Source organism: Nocardia sp. JCM 38205 (genome assembly GCF_058222935.1).
Window position 1 is genome coordinate 86,587 of sequence record NZ_JBYHFL010000002.1, and the last position, 23,833, is coordinate 110,419.

19 protein-coding genes and 1 tRNA gene are annotated in these 23,833 nt (G+C 67.7%); 13 read left to right on the top strand and 7 right to left on the bottom strand.

The genetic code is table 11. The features are described from left to right. Nucleotides 1-518: 518 nt before the first annotated feature. The 3 genes from AC4HOU_RS07220 to AC4HOU_RS07230 all read right to left on the bottom strand — a co-directional run bounded on the left by AC4HOU_RS07220 (nucleotide 519) and on the right by AC4HOU_RS07230 (nucleotide 3,641). On the bottom strand, nucleotides 519-1,172 hold the full coding sequence (locus tag AC4HOU_RS07220) for a hypothetical protein (protein ID WP_194990944.1): 654 nt from the start codon (nucleotides 1,170-1,172) through the stop codon (nucleotides 519-521). Between the two features lie 142 nt (nucleotides 1,173-1,314). Then, nucleotides 1,315-2,088, bottom strand: a complete 774-nt coding sequence (locus tag AC4HOU_RS07225) for a MerR family transcriptional regulator (RefSeq protein ID WP_490724295.1) — start codon at nucleotides 2,086-2,088, stop codon at nucleotides 1,315-1,317. A gap of 110 nt (nucleotides 2,089-2,198) precedes the next feature. Beyond that, nucleotides 2,199-3,641 (bottom strand): SpoIID/LytB domain-containing protein, encoded by a 1,443-nt coding sequence (locus AC4HOU_RS07230; RefSeq protein WP_490724465.1) that lies wholly within the window; start codon nucleotides 3,639-3,641, stop codon nucleotides 2,199-2,201. A 300-nt stretch (nucleotides 3,642-3,941) separates the two neighbouring features. Between AC4HOU_RS07230 and AC4HOU_RS07235 the strand changes: the two genes are divergently transcribed. Next, nucleotides 3,942-6,161 (top strand): N-acetylmuramoyl-L-alanine amidase, encoded by a 2,220-nt coding sequence (locus AC4HOU_RS07235; protein WP_195020403.1) that lies wholly within the window; start codon nucleotides 3,942-3,944, stop codon nucleotides 6,159-6,161. 112 nt (nucleotides 6,162-6,273) lie between these two features. Here AC4HOU_RS07235 and AC4HOU_RS07240 read toward each other — a convergent pair whose 3' ends face one another. Next, complete coding sequence (locus AC4HOU_RS07240) at nucleotides 6,274-7,113, bottom strand: HAD family hydrolase (RefSeq protein ID WP_195020402.1); 840 nt, start codon at nucleotides 7,111-7,113, stop codon at nucleotides 6,274-6,276. A gap of 172 nt (nucleotides 7,114-7,285) precedes the next feature. On the opposite strand from AC4HOU_RS07240, the gene AC4HOU_RS07245 reads away from it, so the two are divergent. The 12 genes from AC4HOU_RS07245 to AC4HOU_RS07300 all read left to right on the top strand — a co-directional run bounded on the left by AC4HOU_RS07245 (nucleotide 7,286) and on the right by AC4HOU_RS07300 (nucleotide 21,963). Further along, the gene (locus AC4HOU_RS07245) at nucleotides 7,286-8,263 is read left to right on the top strand and encodes an ABC transporter permease (protein WP_163813558.1); all 978 of its coding nucleotides are present in this window, start codon (nucleotides 7,286-7,288) and stop codon (nucleotides 8,261-8,263) included. 67 nt (nucleotides 8,264-8,330) lie between these two features. Then, complete coding sequence (locus AC4HOU_RS07250) at nucleotides 8,331-9,254, top strand: ABC transporter permease (RefSeq protein WP_195020401.1); 924 nt, start codon at nucleotides 8,331-8,333, stop codon at nucleotides 9,252-9,254. Then, entirely contained in the window at nucleotides 9,251-11,134 is a 1,884-nt protein-coding gene (locus tag AC4HOU_RS07255; protein WP_195020400.1) for an ABC transporter ATP-binding protein, read from the top strand. Before AC4HOU_RS07250 ends, AC4HOU_RS07255 begins: the two co-directional genes overlap by 4 nt. Nucleotides 11,135-11,144: 10 nt before the next feature. Continuing rightward, the gene (locus tag AC4HOU_RS07260) at nucleotides 11,145-12,821 is read left to right on the top strand and encodes an ABC transporter family substrate-binding protein (protein WP_195020399.1); all 1,677 of its coding nucleotides are present in this window, start codon (nucleotides 11,145-11,147) and stop codon (nucleotides 12,819-12,821) included. A gap of 47 nt (nucleotides 12,822-12,868) precedes the next feature. Then, nucleotides 12,869-14,548, top strand: a complete 1,680-nt coding sequence (locus AC4HOU_RS07265; RefSeq protein ID WP_163813562.1) for an ABC transporter family substrate-binding protein — start codon at nucleotides 12,869-12,871, stop codon at nucleotides 14,546-14,548. Continuing rightward, on the top strand, nucleotides 14,545-15,213 hold the full coding sequence (locus AC4HOU_RS07270; RefSeq protein ID WP_324197374.1) for a hypothetical protein: 669 nt from the start codon (nucleotides 14,545-14,547) through the stop codon (nucleotides 15,211-15,213). The genes AC4HOU_RS07265 and AC4HOU_RS07270 overlap by 4 nt, the downstream gene beginning before the upstream one ends. 110 nt (nucleotides 15,214-15,323) lie before the next feature. Then, nucleotides 15,324-16,073: a FadR/GntR family transcriptional regulator gene (locus AC4HOU_RS07275; protein ID WP_163813563.1), complete on the top strand. Its 750-nt coding sequence runs from the start codon at nucleotides 15,324-15,326 to the stop codon at nucleotides 16,071-16,073. Further along, nucleotides 16,070-16,786 carry a sterol desaturase family protein gene (locus tag AC4HOU_RS07280; protein WP_228815208.1) on the top strand — a complete coding sequence of 239 codons (717 nt, stop codon included), beginning with the start codon at nucleotides 16,070-16,072 and terminating at the stop codon, nucleotides 16,784-16,786. Before AC4HOU_RS07275 ends, AC4HOU_RS07280 begins: the two co-directional genes overlap by 4 nt. Before the next feature lie 166 nt (nucleotides 16,787-16,952). Next, entirely contained in the window at nucleotides 16,953-18,371 is a 1,419-nt protein-coding gene (locus AC4HOU_RS07285) for an MFS transporter (RefSeq protein WP_163813564.1), read from the top strand. Between the two features lie 72 nt (nucleotides 18,372-18,443). Further along, nucleotides 18,444-18,647, top strand: coding sequence for a heavy-metal-associated domain-containing protein (locus AC4HOU_RS07290; protein WP_163813565.1), 204 nt, complete (start codon nucleotides 18,444-18,446; stop codon nucleotides 18,645-18,647). 54 nt (nucleotides 18,648-18,701) lie between these two features. Next, nucleotides 18,702-19,640 carry a DUF8832 domain-containing protein gene (locus AC4HOU_RS07295; RefSeq protein WP_195020398.1) on the top strand — a complete coding sequence of 313 codons (939 nt, stop codon included), beginning with the start codon at nucleotides 18,702-18,704 and terminating at the stop codon, nucleotides 19,638-19,640. Nucleotides 19,641-19,710: 70 nt separating this feature from the next. Next, nucleotides 19,711-21,963, top strand: a complete 2,253-nt coding sequence (locus tag AC4HOU_RS07300; RefSeq protein WP_195020397.1) for a heavy metal translocating P-type ATPase — start codon at nucleotides 19,711-19,713, stop codon at nucleotides 21,961-21,963. 67 nt (nucleotides 21,964-22,030) lie between these two features. Here the strand turns inward: AC4HOU_RS07300 and AC4HOU_RS07305 are convergent. The 3 genes from AC4HOU_RS07305 to AC4HOU_RS07315 form a co-directional block, all read right to left on the bottom strand. Further along, a tRNA-Gly gene (locus tag AC4HOU_RS07305) sits at nucleotides 22,031-22,103 on the bottom strand. A gap of 104 nt (nucleotides 22,104-22,207) precedes the next feature. Continuing rightward, nucleotides 22,208-22,990, bottom strand: a complete 783-nt coding sequence (locus tag AC4HOU_RS07310; protein WP_195020396.1) for a lysophospholipid acyltransferase family protein — start codon at nucleotides 22,988-22,990, stop codon at nucleotides 22,208-22,210. A 23-nt stretch (nucleotides 22,991-23,013) separates the two neighbouring features. Continuing rightward, entirely contained in the window at nucleotides 23,014-23,775 is a 762-nt protein-coding gene (locus AC4HOU_RS07315) for a lysophospholipid acyltransferase family protein (RefSeq protein WP_163813569.1), read from the bottom strand. Nucleotides 23,776-23,833: the final 58 nt, after the last annotated feature.

The window sequence follows — 23,833 nt, forward strand, 5'->3', positions numbered from 1 at the left end:
AGTATCGGACTTCCCCGTGAGGTCCGGGTCGAGTCGCGGGGTGCGCATCCGGCAGGCGTTCTGCCACCGGTTTCCCGTGCTCGTCACCTGCGCGGAGGCACCGTCCGGGCGCCCGGTGACGACCTCTGCCGGGTGGGATCCACCGGTTCCGGCCGAGCGTGACTACCGCGAAGACCGCGGTGAACCCGAACACGACCGCACGGCTGCCAGGACGACGCGCCGCGGTGCGGACGAGAGGACGGGCCGGGCCCCGACCTCACCGCTCGACCAGGCTCCACGTCGGTATGGCGGGGCTTACACCGGCGACGGCGAACTGGTGCGGCGCTGGTCGAAGCGGGCACGCAGGTGGAGCCGCACCCTGCCGAACGCGCGGCGCTCCGGGGTGGCCCGCAACGAGCGCACGGTGGGCGCGGGCGGAACCTGCTCGGCTCCGGCGATCTCGTGCAGGCGCCGCCACTGCTGGGTCAGGTATTCGCGGCGCTCGCCGAGCTGCTCCGTCTGCGATGAGCGGGCCGGGCCTACCGGTACGGGTAGTGCCCGTACATCGGGGCGGGGGCGGCGAGAGCCGGGGTGCGGGGGGCGCGGATCCAGCGGCCGGTGGCGCTGAGGGAGGCCAGGATGAGGACGGCGACCACCAGGGCCAGGTCGAGGAACATCTGGCCGACCATCGTGCCGATGATGCTGATCGCCCAGGCGATGTTGATCAGGGCGAGCACGCTGGCGATGATGACGGTGACGCGGCCGAACTTGGTGCGGCACACCAGCAGTAGACCGCCGAGCAGCATCAGGAAGGCGATGAGGCCGGTCAGCCACAGCATGATGTCGGCGGTGTTCTGGGAGAAATCGAGGTCGATGTCGACGTCGCTGCGGGAGCTGCTGCCGCCACCGCCGCGTCGGCGGGCGCCGCTCACCACGGGGGCGCCCAGCTGGTTTGTCAGCTGCACCGCCCGGATGACGCCCCAGACGTAGAGCGCACCGCAGATCATGGCGAGAATGCCCGCGGTGATTCCCGTTCCGCCGCTTGCCTGTTGCTGCGGCGGTTGCGGTGGATAGCCGTAGCCCGGCGGCTGCCCGTACGCGGGCGGCGCGCCGTAACCGGGCGGCGGTCCGTAATTGTGCGGCGCTGGGTAACCGGGCCGACCCTGACCCGGGTGACCATAGGGATAACTCATGGGACGCCCCCCTCTCGATGTCGCCGGAACTCTACCGTGCGGTCCCGACAGCGAGCGAGCCGAAGACGCCCGCACGCGGAGGTTCCCCGTGCGGGCGTCGGCGAAACCGTGGACCGCCGGACCCGATCCGGCGGCCCCTCGGCTAGCGGAGGTTGCGGTCGGCGTAGATCCGCATGGCGTCGCGGACGAACTCGGCCGTGCCCTCGCCGTGCCGGTCGTAGTTCTGCCCGAAACGCGGGTCGGCGACGTACATCTCGCCCAGTCCGGCGAAATGGTCGGCGCCCGGGCGCTTGCCCTGGTAACCCCCGGTCAGCCACTCGTAGTGGCGCTGGGTGATGGCCTGCACCTCATCGCTTCCGGCATCCAGACCGGCCGCATGGGCCCGGCCGAAATCGGCGGCGATATCGAGCTGGGTCTGCTGGAAGGCCTGCTTCTCGGCCTCGCTCAGCGAACGCCACCACCGGTCACCGCTCTCGTAGGCGTCCTTGCCCCACCGCTCGATGACCTCGTCCTTGTACCTGGTGTGGTCGAACCCGTCGAAAACTTCTGCTGCCACGAGCTTTTCACCTCTTTCCATTTTGCGCAGCGTTGAGTTCACCGACTCGATCCGACGCCGGATCCGATCCTGTTCCTGCCGAAGCAGTTCCAGGTGCGTGTGCAGTGCCGCGGTGGCCTCCTGCTCTCCGGCGAGCACTTCGGCGATGACCGGTAGGCCGAGGCCGAGCTCTCGCAGCAGCAGGATGCGTTGCAACCGCACGAGAGAGTCCTGGTCGTAATAGCGGTACCCGTTGGTCCCGATCCGGCTCGGCGGCAACAGCCCCAGCTCGCCGTAGTGGCGCAGCGTGCGGCTGGTGGTACCGGCTGCCTTGGCCAGATCCTGGATGGACCATTCACCGGTCCGGGTGCCCGCGACCATGACCTGAACTCCTTCCCTGTCGAGGCGGTGCAACCAGCTTGCAAGTTGACGTTACGTCAAGGTCAAGCTGGATCGCACCGCCTCTTCAGGGCGTGGATCACAGCGCCCGGTCAGGCGCCGCCGAGTGGCCGAGGTGTACCGAATACGTCGGCTTCGGTCGGCAGTTCCGACCACACCGCCGCGCCCGGCGGTTGCACCTCAGGGGTTGCGCCGGTCGGTGTTCGCTGCACCTCGGGTCCTCCGGGCGCGGCCGAAGCGCTCGCCGGGTCGCCCTGGGCCGGTGCCGCCGGGGTTCCGGGTGCCGGCGCGCCCGGTGTTTCCGAAGCCGGGCCGACCGGATCTCCTGGTGCGGCCCCGGGCTCGGCGCTGCCCGGCGCCGAATCGGCCAGGCCGGGCACCAGCTCGAGCAGGGTCGTGAAGTCCACGACCTGCGCGCCGAGTGTCGGCGTGTAGATGATGACGCCATTGCTGTACAGCCGGTACAGCCCGGCGTTCTCGGGCAGGATCATCTCCGGCCCGATGGGTTCACCCACCGAACTCTCCGCACCGCCGATCCGGGCGTATTCGGCGTCGATCGGGGATTCGGTGTCGGAGGTCCTGGTGCGCGGCGCGGGGCCGGCCGGCGGTGCGCCGACGCTCAATTCGGCGGGGGTGGGCCCGACTTCGAAGGTCTGGATGTCGGCGGGCTGCCCGCCGTCGGGTGCGGCGGAGTACTCCGAACGCAGGACGTGCCCGTCGCGCAGCAGCACCATGCCCGCCGTCGAGGCGACGGCCTCGGCGGTGCGCGGATCTTCCTTTGCGGTACCGGGATAGACCTGGCAGTCGGTGGTGTCGCAGGTCTGCGCGTACGGGTAGCGCGTCTCGGCGAGGGCGTAGGAGCGGGCCGCGATGGCCTGGGCGCGCAGGGCCTCGGCAGCGCCCTTGTCGGCCCAGTTGGCCTGCACTTCGGCCGGGATGACGCCGAGCAGGTAGTCCTCCACGTCGACCCGGTTCACCGTGCGCGCAGCGCCGTCCTCGCCGGCCACACCCAGCGAACCGCGGTACGCGCCGCCACCGCACAGGGTCAGGTGCTCGGCGGCGGGGCGGCCCGGAGCGGGATCGACGGGGTAGATCCACGGATCCGCGGTCGAGGTCTGCCACAGCACCTCGCCGTCGCAACCGCTCGTGACCACGACATTCGCGCCGCCATCCGGTAGGGCGGTGAGGTGGGCGACCTCGCCGGGGCCGATGATCCGGCCGGCCACCCGCGCGCCGGCCTCGGCGTAGGCGTCGAGGGTCGAGTCGTCCTGTGCCATCAACCGGACGGCGACGGTGGTCGGGCCGACGGCGCCGAGGGTGGCGCCCGGGTAGTAGTGCCCGAGGATGCGTTCGGCCGTCCAGCCGTCCTGCGCGTTCTTCAGCGCGCCGTGCTGGCTCATGCCGCGGCCGTGGCCCGGCCCGGCAAGCGGTCTATACACGTCGTCGCCGGTCCACAGCACCAGCGGGCCGGCGACGAGCAGGGCCGTCGCGCCGACGACCAGCAACGAACTCCGCCTGCCTCGGCGCCGGCGCATCGACTGCGGTAAATGCGGCGCTGCCAGCGCATTCTCGACGCGTTGCGCCAAGAACCCGCGAGCGCGGTCGTTTCGTTGCGGCATCCGTTCACTCCCCTTGGTTTCCAAGGACCGGACAGGGTTCGGCGCCTGTCGGCATGTCGTTTAGACCGGCCACGATCCGAGAGCTACATTCGAGCACACATAATCCTCAACAAGAGGTTTAGAGATGTGAAATTTGTGACTAGTGTGATCCTTGGGACATCTCGACGCAAGCACTGATGCACTCGGATCACTGGTTCGACCCGATGGGAGAAGCTCGTGCCCTACCGCAAACCGAAACGTTCCTACGTGCTCCCGGTTGTCACCACACTTGCGGTAGCGGCGCCGCTGGCCGCCCTCGTGCCCAGTGATTCGGACTACCGCACCGCCAACGAAACCCAGCTCGCCGCCGTCCCCGCGCAGCTGGCCGAAGTGGTACTGAATTCCGCACCCGACATCGTGCTGCCGCTGCGCGAATTGACCGGCCTCAACCTGCCCGACCTGCGCCTTTCCGATTTGCGCAAGATTCCGCTGCCCGCCTCGGTTCCGGTGCCGCCCGGGCTTCCGCTACCGCCCGGCATCCTATTACCCAGCGAAATTCCCTTACCCCAGTTCGACTCCGGTCAACCCTCCGCGCCGCAGATCCAGAACGTCCCAGGACGCCTGCCCACCGGTGCGCAATTCATCGCCGACCCCGCCCTCGGCGCCGACCCGAACACCCCCGCCCTCGCACCGGGCGCGGTGCCGCCCGAGCTGATGACGGAGGTCGGCGCGCAAGTCAAAGAACTTTCCCGCGACACGCCGTTCAGCGTCGTCGCCCTCACCGCCGAGGACCTGCTGAACACCAAGGCGATGATCCGGGCCAAGCAGCCCGACGGCACCTGGGGCCCCTGGTACGAGACCGAGCCGATCGACACCGGCGCCGCCGACAATGCCGCACCGTCCGGCACCGAAGGTACCGAGCCGATCTACGTCGGCAACACCACCGCCGTGCAGGTCCTGGTGACGCGCAAGCCCGCACCGGCGCCCGCGCCGCAGGATCACGGCGCCCCCATCCAGCCGACGCCGGCCGCCGCGCCCGTCGACCAGCCGGAACCCGAACTCAAAGCGGTGCTGATCGATCCGGGTCGCGGCGCCATCGACGGCGCGCTCAACGACGTCGCCGCCGCGCTGCCCGGCGGCGGGCCGACGGTGATCACCCGGAACCAGTGGGGCGCCGACGAATCCATCCGCTGCGATTCCCCCACCTACGACGACGGCCTCGGCGGTGTCACGGTGCACCACACCGCGGGCCGCAACGACTACAGCAAGGCCGAATCGGCCGGCATCGTCCGCGCGATCTACACCTATCACGCCCAGACCCTCGGCTGGTGCGACATCGGCTACCACGCCCTTGTCGACAAGTACGGCCAGATCTTCGAGGGTCGTTTCGGCGGGCTCGACAAGCCGGTGCAGGGCGCGCACGCGGGCGGGTTCAACGAGAACACCTCTGGAGTGGCGATGATGGGCAACTACGAGTCCGAGACACCGTCCACTCCCATGCTGAACGCGGTCGGGCGGTTCGTCGGCTGGCGCACCAAGATCGCCGGGCTCGACCCGAAGGGCTACACCACCATGTACTCCGAGGGCACCGAGTTCACCCCGTACGCGCAGGGTGAAGAGGTGCGGCTGCCGATCGTGTTCGCCCACCGCGACGTCGGCAACACCAGCTGCCCCGGTGACGCCGCCTACGCGCAGATGGACCGGATCCGCGATATCGCCGCGGGCGCGCCCGGCGCGTCGGGCAGTACGCCGCCGTCGCGCCAGGTGCAGTCCGATGTGGCCGCGCTGGCCAACCTCACGGCCAAGCTGCTGACGATGGTCAACGACAACATCATCGCCAAGTACTGGGCGTCGAAGGGTGGACCGGACGGCCCGCTCGGTCAGGCTGCCTCCGAGCCGCTGCCCGCCGCGCAGGGTCAGCAGTACGCCAAGTTCGTCAACGGGTACGTGTATTCGACGCCGGACGGGCAGGCCATCGAGGTGGTCGGCAAGATCCTCGACCGCTTCCTCGAACTGGGCGCCGACGCGGGCGTGCTCGGCCTGCCGCTCGGCAACTCCTACCCCGTCCCCGACGGCCTGCGCGAGGACTTCCAGTACGGATCGCTGATCCTGAACCAGGTCACCGGCATCGTCACCACGGTGTGGAAGACCTACAACGACACCTATCAGGAGGAGATGAACCGGCCCGACCAGGTGTCGGCGCCCGATTCCCCCGCACCCGCTGACGCGCAAGCACCGGTACCGGGTACCCCGGCCGCTCCGGGGGCGCCTGCTCCGGTACCGGGAACCCCGGCCGCTCCGGGAGCGCCCGCGCCGGCTCCGCAAGCGGCGCCCGCACCCGAGGCGGCACCGCCCGCTGAGGCACCCGGCCCGGCGAGCGAGGAGCCGTCCACACCCGAGGTCGGCCAAGCGCCCGCACCTGAGGTAGCCCCGCCAGTCGCCCCCGAGAACGGCTAGGCGGGTAACTGAGTGTGCCGAGCCGGCTACGAGATCCACGCGCCCGATCGGCCACCCGACCGCAGTTCCGGGCCGGTATAGGTCCCGGCCAGGTATAGGTTTCCGCCCGCGATCACACCCACCAGCGTTCGAGCACGCGCGCCACACCGTCCTCGGCGTTGGTCGTGGTCACCTCGTTCGCCGCGGCGATCGCCTCGGGGTGGGCGTTGGCCATGGCGACGCCGCGACCGGCGAGGGTGAGCATCGGGATGTCATTGGGCATATCGCCGAAGGCGATGGCCGTTGCGGGGTCGATGCCGAGCCGTTCGGCCACTATCACCAGGCCGGACGCCTTGGTGACGCCCGGCGCGGACAGTTCGATCAGGCCATGGTCGGTGGAATAGGTGATGTCGGCGCGCTCGCCGACCATCGGGGCGAGCGCGGCCAGCATGTCACCGCTGCGGGCACCCGGTAGCCGGATCAGCATCTTGATCGCGGGTGAATCGATCACCTCGTGCCGGGCGACGGCGGTGTCGTCCGGATTGAGCCAGGCGTGTTCGTATTCGGGGGAGCTGACGAATTGCGGTGTCACCGCGTCGTGGGCGCTGGCACCGACCCGCTCGGCTGCCAGACCACACCCCGGCAGCACCTCCTCGGCGAGGTCGGCGATCCAGCCGAGGGTCTCGATATCGAGAGTCCGGCTGGTGAGCACCCGATCGGCGGCGCTGTCGTAGATCACCGCGCCATTGCCGCACACACACAGCGGCGCGAAGCCGAGCCCGTCCACCACCGGGCCGATCCAGCGCGGCGGACGACCGGTCGCCAGCACGAACGGCACACCGTCGGCGACGACGGCGCCGACCGCGGCTTTGGTGCGGGCGGTGACCCGCTCGTCGGGGTCGATGAGGGTGCCGTCCACATCGGAGGCGACGAGTTCCGGCTTCGGCAGCTGCACACGGGTCACCCATTCCATTGTGCTGTCTTTCCGCGCACGCCGCCGCGCCGCCCACCCGGCACGCCGACGGGTTGCCCGGCCACCGGTATTCGAGTTTGCCGAAAGATGAACACGCTGGTTGCCCGTCGGGCGCGCGCGGTGGCCGGTGGCTCCCTATGATCGGGGGCTACACCTGGACTCGAGGGGACCGATGACCGGCTTTTTGCTACGACGTGCGCTCAACTATGTCGTGCTGTTGCTGCTGGCGTCATTCCTCACGTTCAGCCTGGCGTCACTGACCTTTCGCCCGCTCGACAGCCTGGAACAGCGCAATCCGCGGCCGCCGCAATCGGTGATCGATGCCAAGGCCGAGGAACTGCACCTGAACGAGCCGATCCCGCAGCGCTATCTCACCTGGATCAAGGGCATCCCGCAAGGAGATTTCGGCACCACCCTCGCCGGGCAGCCGGTGAGCGAGGAATTGCCGCGCCGGGTGGGAGTCTCGCTGCGGCTGCTGATCATCGGTTCGATCGTCGGCACCGTGCTCGGCGTGCTGATCGGCGCCGCAGGGGCGATCCGGCAATACAAGTTCAGTGACTACTTCACCACGATCGTGTCGCTGCTGATTCTGTCCACACCGGTCTTCCTGCTCGCGACGCTGCTGAAATACGGTGCGCTGGAGATCAATTCGATGACCGGGCAGCAGATCTTCCTCTATACCGGCGAAACCTCGGCGAGCACGATCGAAGGGTTCGGCGCGCAGCTGGTGGACCGGCTCCAGCATCTGGTGCTGCCGACGCTGACGCTTGCGCTCGGCGGTATGGCCGGTTACAGCCGCTACCAGCGCAACGCCATGCTCGACGTGCTGCAGAGCGATTTCATCCGCACCGCCCGCGCCAAGGGGCTGACCAGGAGCAAGGCTCTCTACAAACACGGCCTGCGCACCGCGCTGATCCCGATGGCCACGCTGTTCGCCTACAGCCTCGGTGGACTCATCACCGGCGCCACCTTCACCGAGAAGATCTTCGGCTGGCACGGCGTTGGTGAATGGCTGGTCGATTCGATCAATGCCCAGGACCTGTACGTCGTGGTCACGGTGACGGCGTTCGCGGGTCTGGTGGTGCTGGTGTCGGGGCTGTTGTCCGACATCGTGTACGCGATTCTCGATCCCAGGGTGCGTGTGGGATGAGCGTCAGGCCCGAAGGAGGCAGCTTGCGTAACCACGTAGGGCCCGGGAATCCCACCATGGGGGCAGCGTGACCGAAGCCGAGATCATCGTCCAGGGCGCCCCCGAGGTCGCCGCGACCGGGCGACGCAAGCTGGTATGGCGCCGTTTCCTGCGCAACAAACCCGCCGTGGCCGGCGCGGTCATCCTGGTGCTGTTGTTCATCGTGAGTTTCGCGCTGCCGCCGTTTCTGCCCTACGACTACCAGCAGCTCGATTACACGGCGCTGCTGAAACCGCCGAGCCCGGAACATCCGTTCGGCACCACCCAGATCGGCCAGGACGTGCTGGCGCAGACGCTGCGTGGCCTCCAGAAATCGCTGATCATCGGGTTCTGCGTGGCCATCATCTCCACCACCATCGCCGCGCTTGCCGGTTCCATCGCCGGACTGCTCGGCGGCTGGACCGACCGGGCCATCATGTGGTTCGTCGATCTGCTGCTCGTGGTGCCGAGCTTCATCATCATCGCCCTGTTCGCCCCGCGCACGAAGGGCAGCGGCTCGATTCTGCTGCTGATCCTGCTGCTGGCGCTGTTCGGCTGGATGATCAGTGCGCGGATCGTGCGCGGGTTGACGTTGAGCCTGCGCGAACGCGAATTCGTCCGCGCCGCACGATATATGGGCGCACCCACGCGCACGGTGATCCTCAGCCATATCGTGCCGAACATCGCCTCGATCCTGATCATCGACACCACCCTCACCGTCGGCGCATCGATCATGGCCGAGACCGGGCTCAGCTTCCTCGGCTTCGGTGTGCAGCCGCCGGATGTCTCGCTCGGCTCGCTGATCGCCTCTGGCACCAAATCCGCGCTGACCTACCCGTGGCTGTTCCTGTTCGCCGGTGGGCTGCTGATCATCACGGTGTTGTGCGCGAATCTGGTGGGTGACGGGCTGCGCGACGCGTTCGATCCGAGTGCGAAGCGGGCCAGGTCGCGGAAGGCGAAGGCGAAGGCATGAGTACTGACACCACGTCCGTCGCGCAGACGCCGCCGGAGAAGTCCGCCGCCGCGCCGCTGCTCGAAGTGACCGACCTGCGGGTCTCCTTTCCCAGCGAAGAGGGCCGCGTCGATGCCGTGCGCGGGGTGAGCTACACCGTCAACGACCGGGAAGTGCTGGCGATCGTCGGCGAATCCGGTTCGGGCAAGTCCGTGTCGTCGCTGGCGGTGATGGGCCTGCTGCCCGAGCAGGCCAGGATCAACGGTTCGATCCGGCTGCGCGGACGTGAGCTGCTGGGGCTGGGCGACAAGCAGCTGTCCAAGCTGCGCGGCAGCTCGATCAGCATGGTCTTCCAAGACCCGCTCTCGGCGTTGACCCCGGTGTACCGGGTGGGCGATCAGATCGCCGAGGCGCTGCTGGCGCACGGCGCGATGAACAAGGCCGACGCCGCGAAGCGGGCCGTCGAACTGCTCGATCTGGTGGGCATTCCCGACCCGGAAGTGCGCGCGAAGGCGTTCCCGCACGAATTCTCCGGCGGTATGCGCCAGCGGGTGGTGATCGCGATGGCGATCGCCAATGATCCGGCGCTGATCATCTGCGACGAACCGACGACCGCGCTCGACGTCACCGTGCAGAAGCAGATCCTCAACCTGCTGCGCAAGGCTCGCGACATCACCGGCGCGGGCGTCATCATGATCACCCACGACATGGGCATCGCCGCCACCCTCGCCGACCGGGTCGCGGTCATGTACGCGGGCAGAATCGTCGAAACCGCCGCCACCGCAGAGCTGTTCAACACCCCCCGGATGCCGTACACGGTGGGTCTGCTCGGCTCCATCCCCCGCATGGACGGCCCGGCCCGCGCCCCGCTCATCCCGATCGTCGGCGCGCCGCCCGCCATGCACGCCCTGCCGCCGGGCTGCTCGTTCGCCCCGCGCTGCCCCATCTCCATCGACGACTGCCGCGCCGCCGAACCACCACTGGAACGCACCGGACCCGGGCATTCCGCCGCCTGCATCCGCACCTCGGAGGTGGGTTCGGCGGAGCTGTTCGAGGCCTACCGCCGCGAGATCAGCGAGCCGGAGCAGATCGCCGACACCGAACCCGACGTGGTGTTGCGGGTGACCGACCTGGTGAAAACCTTCCCGATCACCTCGGGTGTGGTGTTGCGCCGGCGCACGGGCGAAGTGCGCGCCGTCGACGGCATCAGCTTCGAAGTCCGCAAGGGCCGGACGCTGGCGCTGGTGGGCGAATCCGGTTCCGGGAAATCCACCACCCTCACCCAGATCCTGGATCTGGTGCGCCCCGAAGCCGGCCGCATCGAAATCCTCGGCACCGACGTCGCGACCCTGACCAAGGCCCGCAAACGCGAGATCCGCCGCAAGATACAGATCGTCTTCCAGGACCCCACCGCGTCTCTCGATCCGCGCCTGCCCATCCACGACGCCATCGCCGAACCGCTGCGCATCGACGGCCGCCCGCGCGCCGAAATCGCCCGCCGGGTACCGCAACTGCTCGAACAGGTGGGTCTGCGCCCCGAACACGCCGACCGCTACCCCGCCGACTTCTCCGGCGGCCAGAAACAACGCATCAGCATCGCCCGCGCCCTCGCCCTCGACCCGGAACTGCTCGTCCTCGACGAACCGGTCTCCTCCCTCGACGTCTCCATTCAGGCCGGCGTCCTGAACCTGCTACGCGACCTGCAAACCGAACGCGGCCTGTCCTACCTGTTCGTCTCCCACGACCTGTCGGTGGTCCGCAACCTGGCCCACGACATCGCGGTCATGTACCGCGGCAAGATCGTCGAATCCGGACCGGCGGAACAGATCTTCGGCAACCCTGAACACGAGTACACCCGGACTTTGATCGACGCGGTGCCCGAACCCGTCGTGAGCCGATAGGAGGTTTGCCGTGCGGATCCACTCGCTCGGTATACGTGTGGCCGTTGCGGCCGTCGCGACCGGTCTGGTCCTGTCCGGATGCTCGAGTTCGGATGATCCGGCACCGGGCGCCGAGGTCGCCGCGCTCGGGACCTCCAACGACATCAATCCGCGCGATGTCTCCGAGCTGCGCGACGGCGGAAACCTGCGACTGGCGTTGAGTTCATTTCCCGAGCAGTGGAACGCGCTGCACATCGACTCCGACGGCGAGGTCAGCGCGGTCGAACGTCCGCTGATGCCCCGTGCGTTCCACACCAGCGCCTCGGGTGAGCTTTCGGTCAATACCGACTACTTCACCAGCGTCGAACTCACGGACACCGATCCGCAGCGGGTCGTCTACACCATCAATCCCGAAGCTGTCTGGTCCGACGGGACGCCGATCACCTGGGAGGATATGCGGTCGCAGGCCGCGGCTCTGAGTGGGGAGAACCCCGAATACCTGATCAAGATGACATTCGGTTTCGACCGGGTCGAGAAGGTGGAGCGCGGCGTCGACGATCGTCAGGCGATCATCACCTTCAAGGAGCATTACGCCGATTGGCAGGGCCAGTTCGCGGGTGAGGCATTCCTGCTGCCCGCCTCGGTGACCAGCACGCCCGAGGCTTTCAACAAGAGTCAGCTCGACGGTCTCGGCCTTTCGGCGGGCCCGTTCATCATCCAGTCCGTGGACAAAGCGCAAGGCCGGGTCGTGCTCGGTCGTAATCCGAAATGGTGGGGCGAGACCCCCAAGCTCGACACCATCACCTTTACCGTGCTGGCGAGCGAGGCGGTGATCCCGGCCTTGCAGAACAATGAGATCGATGCGGTTGGTATCGCCAGTATCGACGATATGCGCACCGCGCAGAGCACCCCCGGTGTGCAGATCCGGCGCGCGCCGGGCAACAGCTGGTCGCACCTGACCTTCAATGGAGCGCCGGGCTCGATTCTGGAAGACCCGCGGGTACGGGTCGCGATTTCGAAGGCTATCGACCGCAAGGGTATTGCGGTCGCCATGCAGAACGGTCTCGTGGCGAATCCTCAACCACTCAACAACCATGTGTACGTGCAGGGACAGGTGGGCTATCAGGACAACAGCCTGCCGTTCGATCCGGAAGCCGCGGCGCGCGAACTCGACGAACTCGGGTGGAAGCTCAACGGTGAGTTCCGGGAGAAGGACGGCCGCAGGCTCACCATCCGCGACGTCATGTACAACGCGCAGAGCTGGGTGCAGATCGCCCAGATCATCCAGCAGAACCTCGCGCAGATCGGCGTCGAACTCATCATCGACACCCGGCCAGGTCAGGGCCTGTTCACCGACGTATTCCAGCCCGGAAATTTCGATGCCGGGCAATGGGTGTGGTCGAGCGATGTCTTCGCGCTGAAGAACCTCCCGCAGGTCTACCGCTACGACCCGAACGATCTCCAAGGCAACTACGGTCGCATCGGCTCACCGGAAATCAACGACCTCATCGACAAGGCCCTGGCCGAACTCGACCCGCAGAAGGCCATCCAGATCGCGAACGAGATCGATCGCAAGCTGTTCGAGATCGGTTTCTCGCTGCCGCTGGTCCAGTCGGCGGGTAACGTCGCGGTCCGCGCGGATCTCGCCAATTACGGCGCTCCCGGACTCGCGTCCTACGACTACACGAAAATCGGGTTCTTGAAGTGAGGGCGCGTTCGCTCCGGTCACGCACGATCGAGCAGGAAGGTCAGATCATGAGGAATCGGTTGCTGCGCAGACGAGTCGCGGTTCCACTGCTCGCGTTCAGCCTCATCGCGGCTGGTTGTGCGTCGAACGACAGCGATGCGCCGGAAGGCGCAGTCGCCGAGGTGGGCGCCACCAACGACATCAATCCGCATGATGTGAGCGAGCTCCGGCCGGGCGGGAATCTGCGACTCGCGGTCTCGTCGTACCCGGCGAACTGGAACACGCTGTCCAATGACGGCAACGAGTACGACATCGGCGCGATCGAGCGGCCGATGATGCCGCGGGCCTACAAGATCGATGCCGCGGGCGAACTGTCGATCAATACCGATTACTTCACCGATATCCAGCTCACCAATACCAATCCGCAGACGGTGGTCTACACCATCAACCCGAAGGCCGTCTGGTCCGATGGCACCCCGATCACCTGGGAAGACATCGCTTCCCAGGCCAACGCGCTCAGCGGAAGGGACAAAAGCTTCCTGATCGCGAGCACGATGGGCTTCGACCGGGTGGAGAAGGTAGAGCGGGGCGTAGACGACCGACAGGCGATCATCACCTTCAACAAGCACTTCGCCGATTGGCGCGGACAATTCGCCGGCAATCAGTTCCTTTACCCGAAATCGGTTACCGCGACTCCCGAGGCGTTCAACCACAGCCTCGTCGACGAGATCAAAGTGACCGCGGGGCCGTTCATGGTGCAGTCCACCGACCGGGGGCAGGGTCGTATCGTGCTCGGCCGCAACCCGAACTGGTGGGGTGACAAGCCGGTCCTGGACACCATCACCTTCTCGGTGCTCGACAGCTCGGCCTACGTTCCTGCCCTGGCGAACAATGAACTCGACGCCGTCGGCCTCGCCACCCGCGACGACATGGAAACGGCCCGCAATACCGAGGGTGTGGCGATCCGCCGCGCACCAGGCAACAGTTGGTCGCATCTGACCTTCAATGGTGCACCGGGTTCCATCCTCGAAGACCCGAAACTGCGCGTCGCGATCGCCAAGGGCATCGACCGCCAGGGCATTGCTACTGCTGTACAGAACGGGCTGGTGCAGGACCCCAAACCGTTGAACAACCACATCTACTTGCAGGGGCAGGTCGGCTACCAGGACAACAGCCTGCCGTTCGATCCGGAAGCCGCCGCGCGCGAACTCGACGAACTCGGGTGGAAGCTCAATGGCGACGTCCGGGAAAAGGACGGCCGCAAGCTCGAGATCCGCAATGTCATGTACAACGACGACACCTGGGTGCAGATCGCACAGATCATGCAGCAGAATCTCGCCCAGATCGGCGTCAAGATGAATATCGAAACCAAACCGGGCCGTGGATTCTTCACCGACGTCATCCAGCCCGGTAATTTCGATGTCGGACTGTGGGTGTGGGTCGGTGACCCGTTCCCGCTCAGCAGCCTGAACCAGATCTACAGCTACAACCCGGAAGACTTGCAGGGCAACTATGGCCGCATCGGCTCGCCCGAACTGAACGCATTGATCGAGCAGACGATTTCGGAGCTCGACCCGAAGAAGGCGATCGAGCTGGCGAACCAGGTCGACCAGCAGGTCTGGCAGGAAGGGCATTCGCTTCCGCTGTTCCAGTCGGCAGGAAACGTCGGGGTACGCGCCGATCTCGCCAATTTCGGTGCCGCGGGCCTCGCCTCTCTGGACTACACGAAAATCGGCTTCCTGAAGTGATTCCCGGATCAGGCCGGACCGAACATCCCCTGGCCTATCCGCTCACCGTCACGTTCGGCGCCCTCGCGATCATCACCGCGTGGGCGCCGTTCGCCGATGTGGACCAGCTCAGTGCGCTGGCGGCGGTGGCGGTGGGGATCGTTGGGTATTCGGGGGTTCGCGTCGCGCGGGCGCTGGGGTGGCTCGGGAGCGGGGTGGGTGCGGACGAGACGCTTGCGGTGAAGCGGGTCCGTCAGCAGCATCGGCTGGTCGGCCGGTCGTGGCTGGAGTTCACGCACGGGCGCCGGACGTGCTGGCTGCCGGTGTATTTCGATCCGGCACTGATCACGTTGGTCGAGGCGACGGCCGAACTCGGGGAACGTTCGGTCCGGTTGGGTGAGGTTCGGCTCTTCCCGTCCGGCCGGGTACGCGACACCGAACCGCCGGGCCGCCTGATCGACAATCCATCGCGCCCTGACCCGGACGGCGTCACCCAGGCGCGAGCGGCGGCGTCACCCCTGCGGCGGCTGCTGCTGGACGCGCAATCGGTGGTCGCAGCTCCCTTCGCCGGCCTGTTCTGGATCTACATCGACGGCGGCGGCATCCCCGCCTTCACGGCCGCCACCTGCGTCGCCGCCGTCACCGCCACCTGGCTCTCGGCGATCCGCGGCTCCGACCCGAGCTGACGATCCCCAGGTCATCGCGGCGAGTTCCGTCGGGCGTTCGCGGACTCCTGCGGCAAAGGAAATTGGTCTGACCACTTGACCTCCTGACCTTTCTGGCGCAGAGTGGGCTCATGGCGTTGCAACCGGTGGTGAAGCGGTCGGTGTCGGCGGATGTGTTCGAGCAGATCGCCGACGATGTGCTGAGTGGGGAGTTGGCGCCGGGGACGGCGTTGCCCAGCGAGCGGCAGTTGGCGGAGGCGTTGGGGGTGTCACGGCCCGCGGTGCGGGAGGCGTTGCAGCGGTTGTCGGCGGCGGGGCTGGTGGCGGTGCGGCAGGGGGATGCGACGACGGTGCTGGATTACCGGCGTGGGGCTGGGTTGGAGGTGTTGCCTCGGCTGCTGGTGCGGGCGGGCGCGCTGGATCCGGCGGTTGCCCGCAGCATTCTGGAGGCGCGGCTGCACAACGGGCCGAAGGTCGCCGAGCTCGCGGCCGCCAGGATCGCCGAGGAAGATGCCACGGAACTGGCGAAAACCCTGACGGGCCTGGTGGATTCCATTTCCGAGTCGGAATCGGATCCGATCGCGCAGCAGCGGATCGCGCTGGAGTTCTGGGATCACCTCGTCGACGCCGCCGATTCGATCGTGTTCCGGCTGATGAACAACATGCTGCGGGCCGCGTATGAGCCCGCGCTCGCGGCGCTTGCCCCGATCATGTCCGCTGAGGTGGGCAATGTGGCGGGGTATCGAGAACTGGCCGACGCCGTCGTGGCGGGCAGGCCGCAGCAGGCCGCCGAACGAGCGCGAGCATTGCTCGAGCCGGCGACCACTGCTCTGATCAGCGTCCTCGACGGACATCGAGCACTACCACGGGAATCATCATGACCACAGCTCAACCCCCAGAACCGGCATCGATCGACGCCGCCGCGCGCGCCAAGGTGCGTCGCGATGAACGCGCGCTGCGTCGCGGGCTCACCCTCGGCGCGGCGGCCCGTGAGTTCGTCCGGCATCCCTCGCCCTGGTTGATCGGCCTCACCCTGCTCGCGGCGCTGACCGGCCGGATCATCGTCGGCGACTGGCAGCCGACCGACGCGCTGGTGCCTGCGGTCATGCTCGCGGTTTTCCCGATCTTCGAATGGGTCGTGCATGTGACCGTGCTGCATTGGCGCCCACGCACACTCGGCCCGATCCCGATCGACAGCGAGCTGGCCCGCAAACACCGTGAGCACCATGTGGATCCGCGCGATATCCCGCTGATCTTCATCCCGACGAAAACGCTGACCGTGCTGGTGGTGGTGCTGGTCGCGATTGCCCTGCTGGCCTTCCCGCGCCTCGGCCTCGGGCTGACGTTCCTGCTCACCATCACCGCGCTCGGCCTCGGCTACGAGTGGACCCACTACCTCATCCACACCGACTACAAGCCGAAACACTCGCTCTACCGGGCCATCTGGCGCAATCACCGGCACCACCACTACAAGAACGAGCATTACTGGTTCACCGTCACCACCTCGGGCACCGCCGACCGGCTGTTCGGTACCGCGCCCGACCCGTCGCGAACCCCGACCTCCCCGACCGCGCGTCACCTGCACGCGACCTGAGTCACCGCAGGTAGCGGACCGGTTCCGGCTACCGAACAGCCACCGCCGCGCCGGCACCTCTCGAAGGTGCCGGCGCTTTTTCGTGTTCCGATCTTGACGGATAGATACCTTAGGGGGGTATGGTACTGCGCAGTCGATACGGCTTCCGGAAGGGAAGGGACTTCTCATGACTACGCAGACCAGATCCACCACGAAACGGTGGTGGGCGCTGGCGGTGATCGCCGCCGCGCAGTTCATGGTCATCATGGACACCTCGATCATCGGGATCGCGCTGCCGAAGATGCAGGCCGAGCTCGGGTTCTCCCAGGAAAATCTCACCTGGGTGTTCAACGCCTACGTGATCGCCTTCGGCGGTTTGCTACTGCTCGGCGGCAGGCTCTCGGATCTGCTCGGCGCGCGCCGGGTATTCGCCGCGGGCTGGGTGGTGCTGCTGGCCGGATCGGTGGTCGCCGGTGCCGCGGGCAACGTGGCGACCGAACTGGCGGGCCGGGCCATCCAGGGCGGCGGCGCGGCGCTCATCGCGCCCTCGGCCTTGACCCTGCTGATGATGCTGTTCGGCTCGTCGCCGCAGGAACTCACCAAGGCGCTGGCCGTCTACGGCGCGGCGGCGCCGGCAGGTGGCACGGCCGGCGTGTTCCTGGGTGGCGTGATCACCGAATACATCAGTTGGCCTTGGGTTTTCTACATCAACGTGCCGATCGCGATCCTGGCCCTGATCGCCGTTCCGCTGCTCATGCCCGCCGCCCCGGCACGTTCGGGATCGGTGGATGTGCTCGGCGCGGTCACCGTCACCGCGGGTCTGGCCGCGGCGGTCTACGCGATCGTGCAGGCGCCGGAGGTCGGCTGGGCCTCGGGGCAGACCTGGGGTGTGCTGGCCGTGGCGGCCGCGCTGCTGGCGGGCTTCGTCTACCTCCAGTCGCGCAGCAGTGAACCGCTGATGCGGCTCGGCATCTTCCGCGCACCGAATCTGGCCGCCGCGAATATCGCGCAGTTGCTGCTCGGCGCGGCCTGGGTGCCGATGTGGTTCTTCCTGAACCTCTACCTGCAGCAGGTGCTCGGCTACAGCGCGTTCCCCTCGGGCGCCGCGCTGCTGCCGATGACGACGCTGATCATGCTCGGCATGATCGTCATCGCACCGCGGGCGATGCAGCGCTTCGGCGCCAAGCCGATGATCGTGACCGGCCTGCTGATCCTCGGCATCGGCCTGGCGATCATGTCGCTGGTGCGCCCCACCGGCAACTTCTGGGTCGACGTGCTGCCGGCCTCGCTGGTGGCCGCGGGTGGCATGTCGCTGGCCTTCATACCCTCGTTGGGTACCGCCATCTCCGCCGCGCGCCCCGAGGAGGGCGGGCTGGCCTCGGGCATCGTGAACGTCAGCTACCAGGTGGGTTCGGCGATCGGCCTGGCCGCGATGACCGCCGTGGCCGCCGCATTCGGCGCCGACCAACTGGGCGATCTGCCGGAACTGACCAACGGCTTCTCCGCGGCCTTCCTCGGTGCCGCCGTGATCGCCCTGGCAGGCGCGGGTATCGCGGCCGTCACCATGCGCTCGCCGGCGCAGCAGGAGGTGGCCACAGCGGATTGACAAGTTACCCTAGGGGGGTATGGTAGTAACCACGTTCGACGGACAGTCCGTCACCGAGAAGGAGAGCACTCGATGAGCACCACCACCGCGACCGTCACCGGGATGACCTGCGGCTGCTGCGTCAACAAGGTCCGCGACAAGGTCGGCGCCCTGCCCGGCGTCACCGACGTCGCCGTCGACCTGGACAGCGGCACGGTCACCGTCGACGGCGCACCCGTCGAACGGACGGCGCTGGCGGAGGCCGTCGCCGCGGCCGGCTTCCAACTGGCCGACTGAAATCCATCCACAGCAATCCACCGCATCGACTCAACAGAAAGACGGAGCCTCCCGATGAACACAACCACCAAGTTCGCCGGATTCGCCCTCGGCCTCGCGGCGGTCTTCGGGATCGCTCTCGGTGTCGGCGCCGCGGTCGGTCCGGAACCCTCCGAACCGGCCGGGCACGATGCCCACGCGACCGGATCCGCCAGCACCGGCGGATCCGGCTCCGCGGAGCTTCCGGGTGGGCTGGTCGCCACCGAAGCCGGCTACACACTGGCCCTGGACAACGCGACGACCACCACCACCGCCGCCGCCCAGCTGCGGTTCCGCATCCTGGACGCGACGGGCGCACCGGTCACCCGCTACGTCCGCTCACACGACAAGGACCTGCACCTGATCGTGGTCCGCCGCGATATGGCCGCCTTCCAGCACGTGCATCCGGTTCTCGACGCGAACGGCACCTGGAGTGTTGCGCTGAACCTCTCCCGGGCCGGCGATTACCGGGTCTACGCCGACTTCACGCCCGAAGGCGGCGAAGCCCTGACCCTCGGCGCCGACCTGCGGGTCGCGGGCCAGTACGACGTGCAGCCGCTGCCCGCCCCGGCGACCAGCACCACGGTCGGCGACTACACCGTCACGCTGGACGGCGCGGTCACGCCGGGCCGGGCCTCGAAGGTCACGCTGACGGTGAGCCGCAACGGGCAGCCGGTCACCGACCTGCAGCCCTACCTCGGTGCGTATGGTCACCTGGTCGCCCTGCGCGCCGCCGACCTCGCCTACCTGCACGTCCACCCCGAAGGTGAGCCCGGCGACGGTGTCACCGCGGCCGGCCCCGGCATCACCTTCTTCGTGACGGCCCCGACCACCGGCGATTACCGGCTGTTCCTGGATTTCCAGCACGAGGGCGTGGTGCGGACCGCCGAGTTCACCGCGACCGCGGGCCCGGCCTCGACGACCGCCGCGCCGGACGCGGGCCACGGCGCCGAACAGCCCGGCCACGGACACTGACCCGACCCCCGAACCCACCGACCTCGCACCGAGCGACAATTTACTGAGCACCAGAGAAACGGAGCGACCCATGACCACCGCGACACAACCACCCGCCACCGGGCAGGTCGAATTGGTGATCGGTGGCATGACCTGCGCGTCCTGCGCCAACCGCATCGAGAAGAAGCTGAACAAACTCGACGGCGTCACCGCGACGGTGAACTACGCGACCGAGAAGGCGCGCGTCGACTTCACCGGCGACATCTCCCCCGTCGATCTGATCGCCACCGTCGAGCAAGCCGGCTACACCGCCGCCCTGCCCGCGCCGAAGGTGGAAGCGGCCGCCGCCGAACCGGTGGAGGAGGATCCGACCGCCTCGCTGCGGACCCGGCTGCTGGTCTCGCTGGTGCTGACCGTCCCGGTGATCGCCATGGCGATGATCCCGGCCCTGCAGTTCACCAACTGGCAGTGGCTGTCGCTGACGCTGGCCGCTCCGGTCGTGGTGTGGGGCGCGCTGCCGTTCCACAAGGCGGCGTGGACCAACCTGCGGCACGCCACCGCCACCATGGACACGCTGGTATCCATCGGCACGCTGGCCGCGTTCGGCTGGTCGATCTACGCGCTGTTCTGGGGCACCGCCGGTACGCCGGGGATGACCCACCCGTTCGAGTTCACCATCTCGCGGATGGACGGTTCCGGCAGCATCTACCTCGAGGCCGCGGCCGGCGTGACCACGTTCATCCTGGCCGGACGCTTCTTCGAGGCCAGGTCGAAGCGACGGGCCGGTGCTGCCCTGCGCGCACTGCTCGAGCTCGGCGCCAAAGAGGTTTCGGTGCTGCGCGGCGGCGCCGAGCAGCGGATTCCAGTGGAGGAGTTGACCGTCGGGGACCGGTTCGTGGTGCGCCCCGGCGAGAAGATCGCCACCGACGGCGTGATCGTCGAGGGCTCCTCGGCGGTGGACGCGTCCATGCTGACCGGCGAATCGGTGCCGGTCGAAGTGGGCACCGACGATGCCGTGGTCGGCGCGACCGTCAACGTCGGCGGGCGGATCGTGGTGCGCGCCACCCGCATCGGCTCCGACACCCAGCTCGCCCAGATGGCCAAGCTGGTCGAGGACGCGCAGACCGGTAAGGCGCAGGCCCAGCGGCTGGCGGACAAGATCTCCGGCATCTTCGTGCCGATCGTCATCGCCCTGTCGGTGGCCACCCTCGGCTTCTGGCTCGGCACCGGCGGCGCGATCGCGGCGGCATTCACCGCGGCGGTGGCCGTGCTGATCATCGCCTGCCCGTGCGCCCTCGGCCTGGCCACGCCGACCGCGCTGATGGTCGGCACCGGGCGCGGCGCCCAGCTCGGCATCCTGATCAAGGGACCGGAGGTGCTCGAATCCACCCGTCGCGTGGACACCGTGGTGCTGGACAAGACCGGCACCGTCACCACCGGCAAGATGACCCTGCTCGACGTCATCGCGGCCGACGGTGCGGCTACCGACGAGGTGCTGGCCCTGGCCGGTGCGCTGGAGGATTCTTCCGAACACCCCATCGCCCAGGCCATCGCCAAGGGCGCACGGGACAAGGTCGGCGAACTGAAGCCGGTCGAGGGTTTCGCGAATATCGAGGGCCTCGGCGTTCAGGGTGTGGTGGACGGTCACGCGGTGATCGTCGGCCGGGCCCGGCTGCTCGCCGACTGGTCCCAGCAGCTCGACGCCGAACTCGAACGCGCCATGGCGGCCGCCGAGGCCGAGGGCAAGACCGCGGTCGCGATCGGCTGGGACGGTAAGGCGCGCGGGGTGCTCGTGGTGGCGGATGCGGTGAAGCCGACCTCCGCGCAGGCGATCACCCAGCTGCGTGCGCTCGGCCTGACCCCGATCATGTTGACCGGCGACAATGCCGCCGCCGCCCGCGCGATCGGCGATCAGGTGGGCATCGACGAGGTGATCGCGGAGGTGCTGCCGCAGGACAAGGTCGAGACCGTCAAGCGGTTGCAGGCCGAGGGCAAGGTGGTCGCCATGGTCGGCGACGGCGTCAACGATGCGGCCGCGCTGGCCCAGGCCGATCTCGGTCTGGCGATGGGCACCGGCACCGATGTCGCCATCGAGGCCAGTGATCTGACGCTGGTGCGCGGTGATCTGCGTGCGGCGGCGGACGCCATCCGGCTGTCGCGGCGGACGCTGGCCACCATCAAGGGCAACCTGTTCTGGGCCTTCGCCTACAACGTGGCCGCGATTCCGCTGGCCATGGCGGGCCTGCTGAACCCGATGCTCGCGGGCGCGGCGATGGCGTTCTCCTCGGTGTTCGTGGTGAGCAACAGCCTGCGGTTGCGCAATTTCCGGTCCACCGCGCGGTAACGGCATAGAGCAACGGGCGGGACGGCTGATCGGCCGTCCCGCCCGTTGTTTCGTGGTCTGTGAAGAGAGCGGATGACGGGATTCGAACCCGCGACCCTCACCTTGGCAAGGTGATGCGCTACCAGCTGCGCTACATCCGCATATCGCCGCGTCGGCGGTGATCCGCCATCGTGCGACGCCAAACTTTAGCCGGAAGCGGCGCCGGGTGCCAAACCGGCTCGTCACCAGCTGTTGCTTCGCTGTCCTACTCGGGTTCAGGGGCCGGGTCGGCTGCCGGGCGTCGCGTCGCCGCGCGCTCGGCCCGGCGGGCGGCCAGCTCGGCGCGCTCCAGTTCCGCCGCGCGCTCCAGCGTCGGTGCACCGCCACCGAGCCGGGCGGGCACCCATAGCGCACCGGCCGGTGCCGGGTACCCGTCCTGCGCGGCGGCGAGCTGGACGCCGAGTTCGGTACGCAACCGCGCGGTCAGTTCATCGGGTGTGCCCATCGGCGGGATCGGGGGCCCGATCCGGATATTGATCGGGAAGTTATTGCGACCCAATCGTTTCGGGATATCTTTGGTCCAGATGCGCTGGGCGCCCCAGATGGCCAGCGGAATGATCGGCACATCCGCCTCGATGGCCATCCTGGCCGCCCCGGATTTGAATTCCTTCAACTCGAAGCTGCGGCTGATGGTGGCCTCGGGATAGACGACCACCAGTTCACCCGCGCGCAGCGCATCGACAGCGCGGGCGAAGGATTCGGCACCGGCCGACCGGTCGACGCCGATCGCCTTGCAATGCTTCATCAGAAAGCCGACGATCCCGTGTTCGAGTTCGGCTTTCATCATGTACCGCACATTGCGACCCGAATTACGGCCGACCAGACCGACTTCCATGAAATCGAGGTAAGCGGTGTGATTCACCGCGACCACACCGCCACCGCTGCGCGGAAACAGCTCCTGACCGCGAATATCGATCCGCAATCCCTGCGCCCAGAGCACTGTGCGCACCAAACCGGTGAGGATGTCGTAGATCGGTTCACGAGCCATCCGGCAAACCCCCTGTGGTCGACCTACTGCTGAGCGGCGTTCTTGCGCGCGGCCCGCGCGGCGGCCTTCTCCGCGGCCTCGGCGGCGTCCATCGCGTCGGCCTCCTCCAGCGTCGGCGCGCTGCCACCGAGCCGTGCCGGCACCCAGTACGCGCCGGGTTCGTGCTCGTAGTCGCGCTGCACCTCGAGCAGCATGCGCTGCATGGTGGAACGCAGCTGCGCGGTGAGTTCGGCAGCGGGTTCATAGGGCTGGATGGGTTCGCCGACGGCGATGGAGATCGGAGTGTTGGTGCGGCCGAGCCGCTTCGGGAAACCCTTGGTCCACACCCGCTGCGCACCCCAGATGACGATCGGAATGATCGGCACATCGGCCTCGATGGCCATGCGGGCGGCGCCGGATTTGAATTCCTTGATCTCGAAGCTGCGGCTGATCGTCGCCTCCGGGTACACCCCGACCAGCTCACCGCGCCGCAGATAGTCGACGGCGGCCTTGTAGGAATCGGCGCCGGCGGACCGATCGACCGGAATATGCTTGAGCGCCCGCATGATCGGGCCGGAGATCTTGTTGTCGAAGACCTCTTTCTTGGCCATGAACCGGATATAGCGCTTGGGCGTGCGCACCGGAAGTCCGGCATAGGTGAAGTCCATGTATCCGGTGTGGTTCACCGCCAAGACGGCACCACCGGACGCAGGGATGTGTTCATCGCCGGTGACGGTGAACTTCAGACCTTCAACGAAGAAGACGGTTCGGGCCAGGCCGATGATCGTCCGGTAGACGGGTTCCACAATTCCGCTAGCGTAGTCGCTGCCCGGCCGATCCGGCAGTGCGGCGGTATTGCGCGCC

Bases quoted from the DNA above. Each gene is read 5' to 3' on its own strand.
- AC4HOU_RS07220 (WP_194990944.1), bottom strand. From the start codon at position 1,172: ATGAGTTATCCCTATGGTCACCCGGGTCAGGGTCGGCCCGGTTACCCA.
- AC4HOU_RS07225 (WP_490724295.1), bottom strand. From the start codon at position 2,088: ATGGTCGCGGGCACCCGGACCGGTGAATGGTCCATCCAGGATCTGGCC.
- AC4HOU_RS07230 (WP_490724465.1), bottom strand. From the start codon at position 3,641: ATGCGCCGGCGCCGAGGCAGGCGGAGTTCGTTGCTGGTCGTCGGCGCG.
- AC4HOU_RS07240 (WP_195020402.1), bottom strand. From the start codon at position 7,113: ATGGAATGGGTGACCCGTGTGCAGCTGCCGAAGCCGGAACTCGTCGCC.
- AC4HOU_RS07245 (WP_163813558.1), top strand. From the start codon at position 7,286: ATGACCGGCTTTTTGCTACGACGTGCGCTCAACTATGTCGTGCTGTTG.
- AC4HOU_RS07255 (WP_195020400.1), top strand. From the start codon at position 9,251: ATGAGTACTGACACCACGTCCGTCGCGCAGACGCCGCCGGAGAAGTCC.
- AC4HOU_RS07265 (WP_163813562.1), top strand. From the start codon at position 12,869: ATGAGGAATCGGTTGCTGCGCAGACGAGTCGCGGTTCCACTGCTCGCG.
- AC4HOU_RS07275 (WP_163813563.1), top strand. From the start codon at position 15,324: ATGGCGTTGCAACCGGTGGTGAAGCGGTCGGTGTCGGCGGATGTGTTC.
- AC4HOU_RS07280 (WP_228815208.1), top strand. From the start codon at position 16,070: ATGACCACAGCTCAACCCCCAGAACCGGCATCGATCGACGCCGCCGCG.
- AC4HOU_RS07285 (WP_163813564.1), top strand. From the start codon at position 16,953: ATGACTACGCAGACCAGATCCACCACGAAACGGTGGTGGGCGCTGGCG.
- AC4HOU_RS07290 (WP_163813565.1), top strand. From the start codon at position 18,444: ATGAGCACCACCACCGCGACCGTCACCGGGATGACCTGCGGCTGCTGC.
- AC4HOU_RS07295 (WP_195020398.1), top strand. From the start codon at position 18,702: ATGAACACAACCACCAAGTTCGCCGGATTCGCCCTCGGCCTCGCGGCG.
- AC4HOU_RS07300 (WP_195020397.1), top strand. From the start codon at position 19,711: ATGACCACCGCGACACAACCACCCGCCACCGGGCAGGTCGAATTGGTG.
- AC4HOU_RS07310 (WP_195020396.1), bottom strand. From the start codon at position 22,990: ATGGCTCGTGAACCGATCTACGACATCCTCACCGGTTTGGTGCGCACA.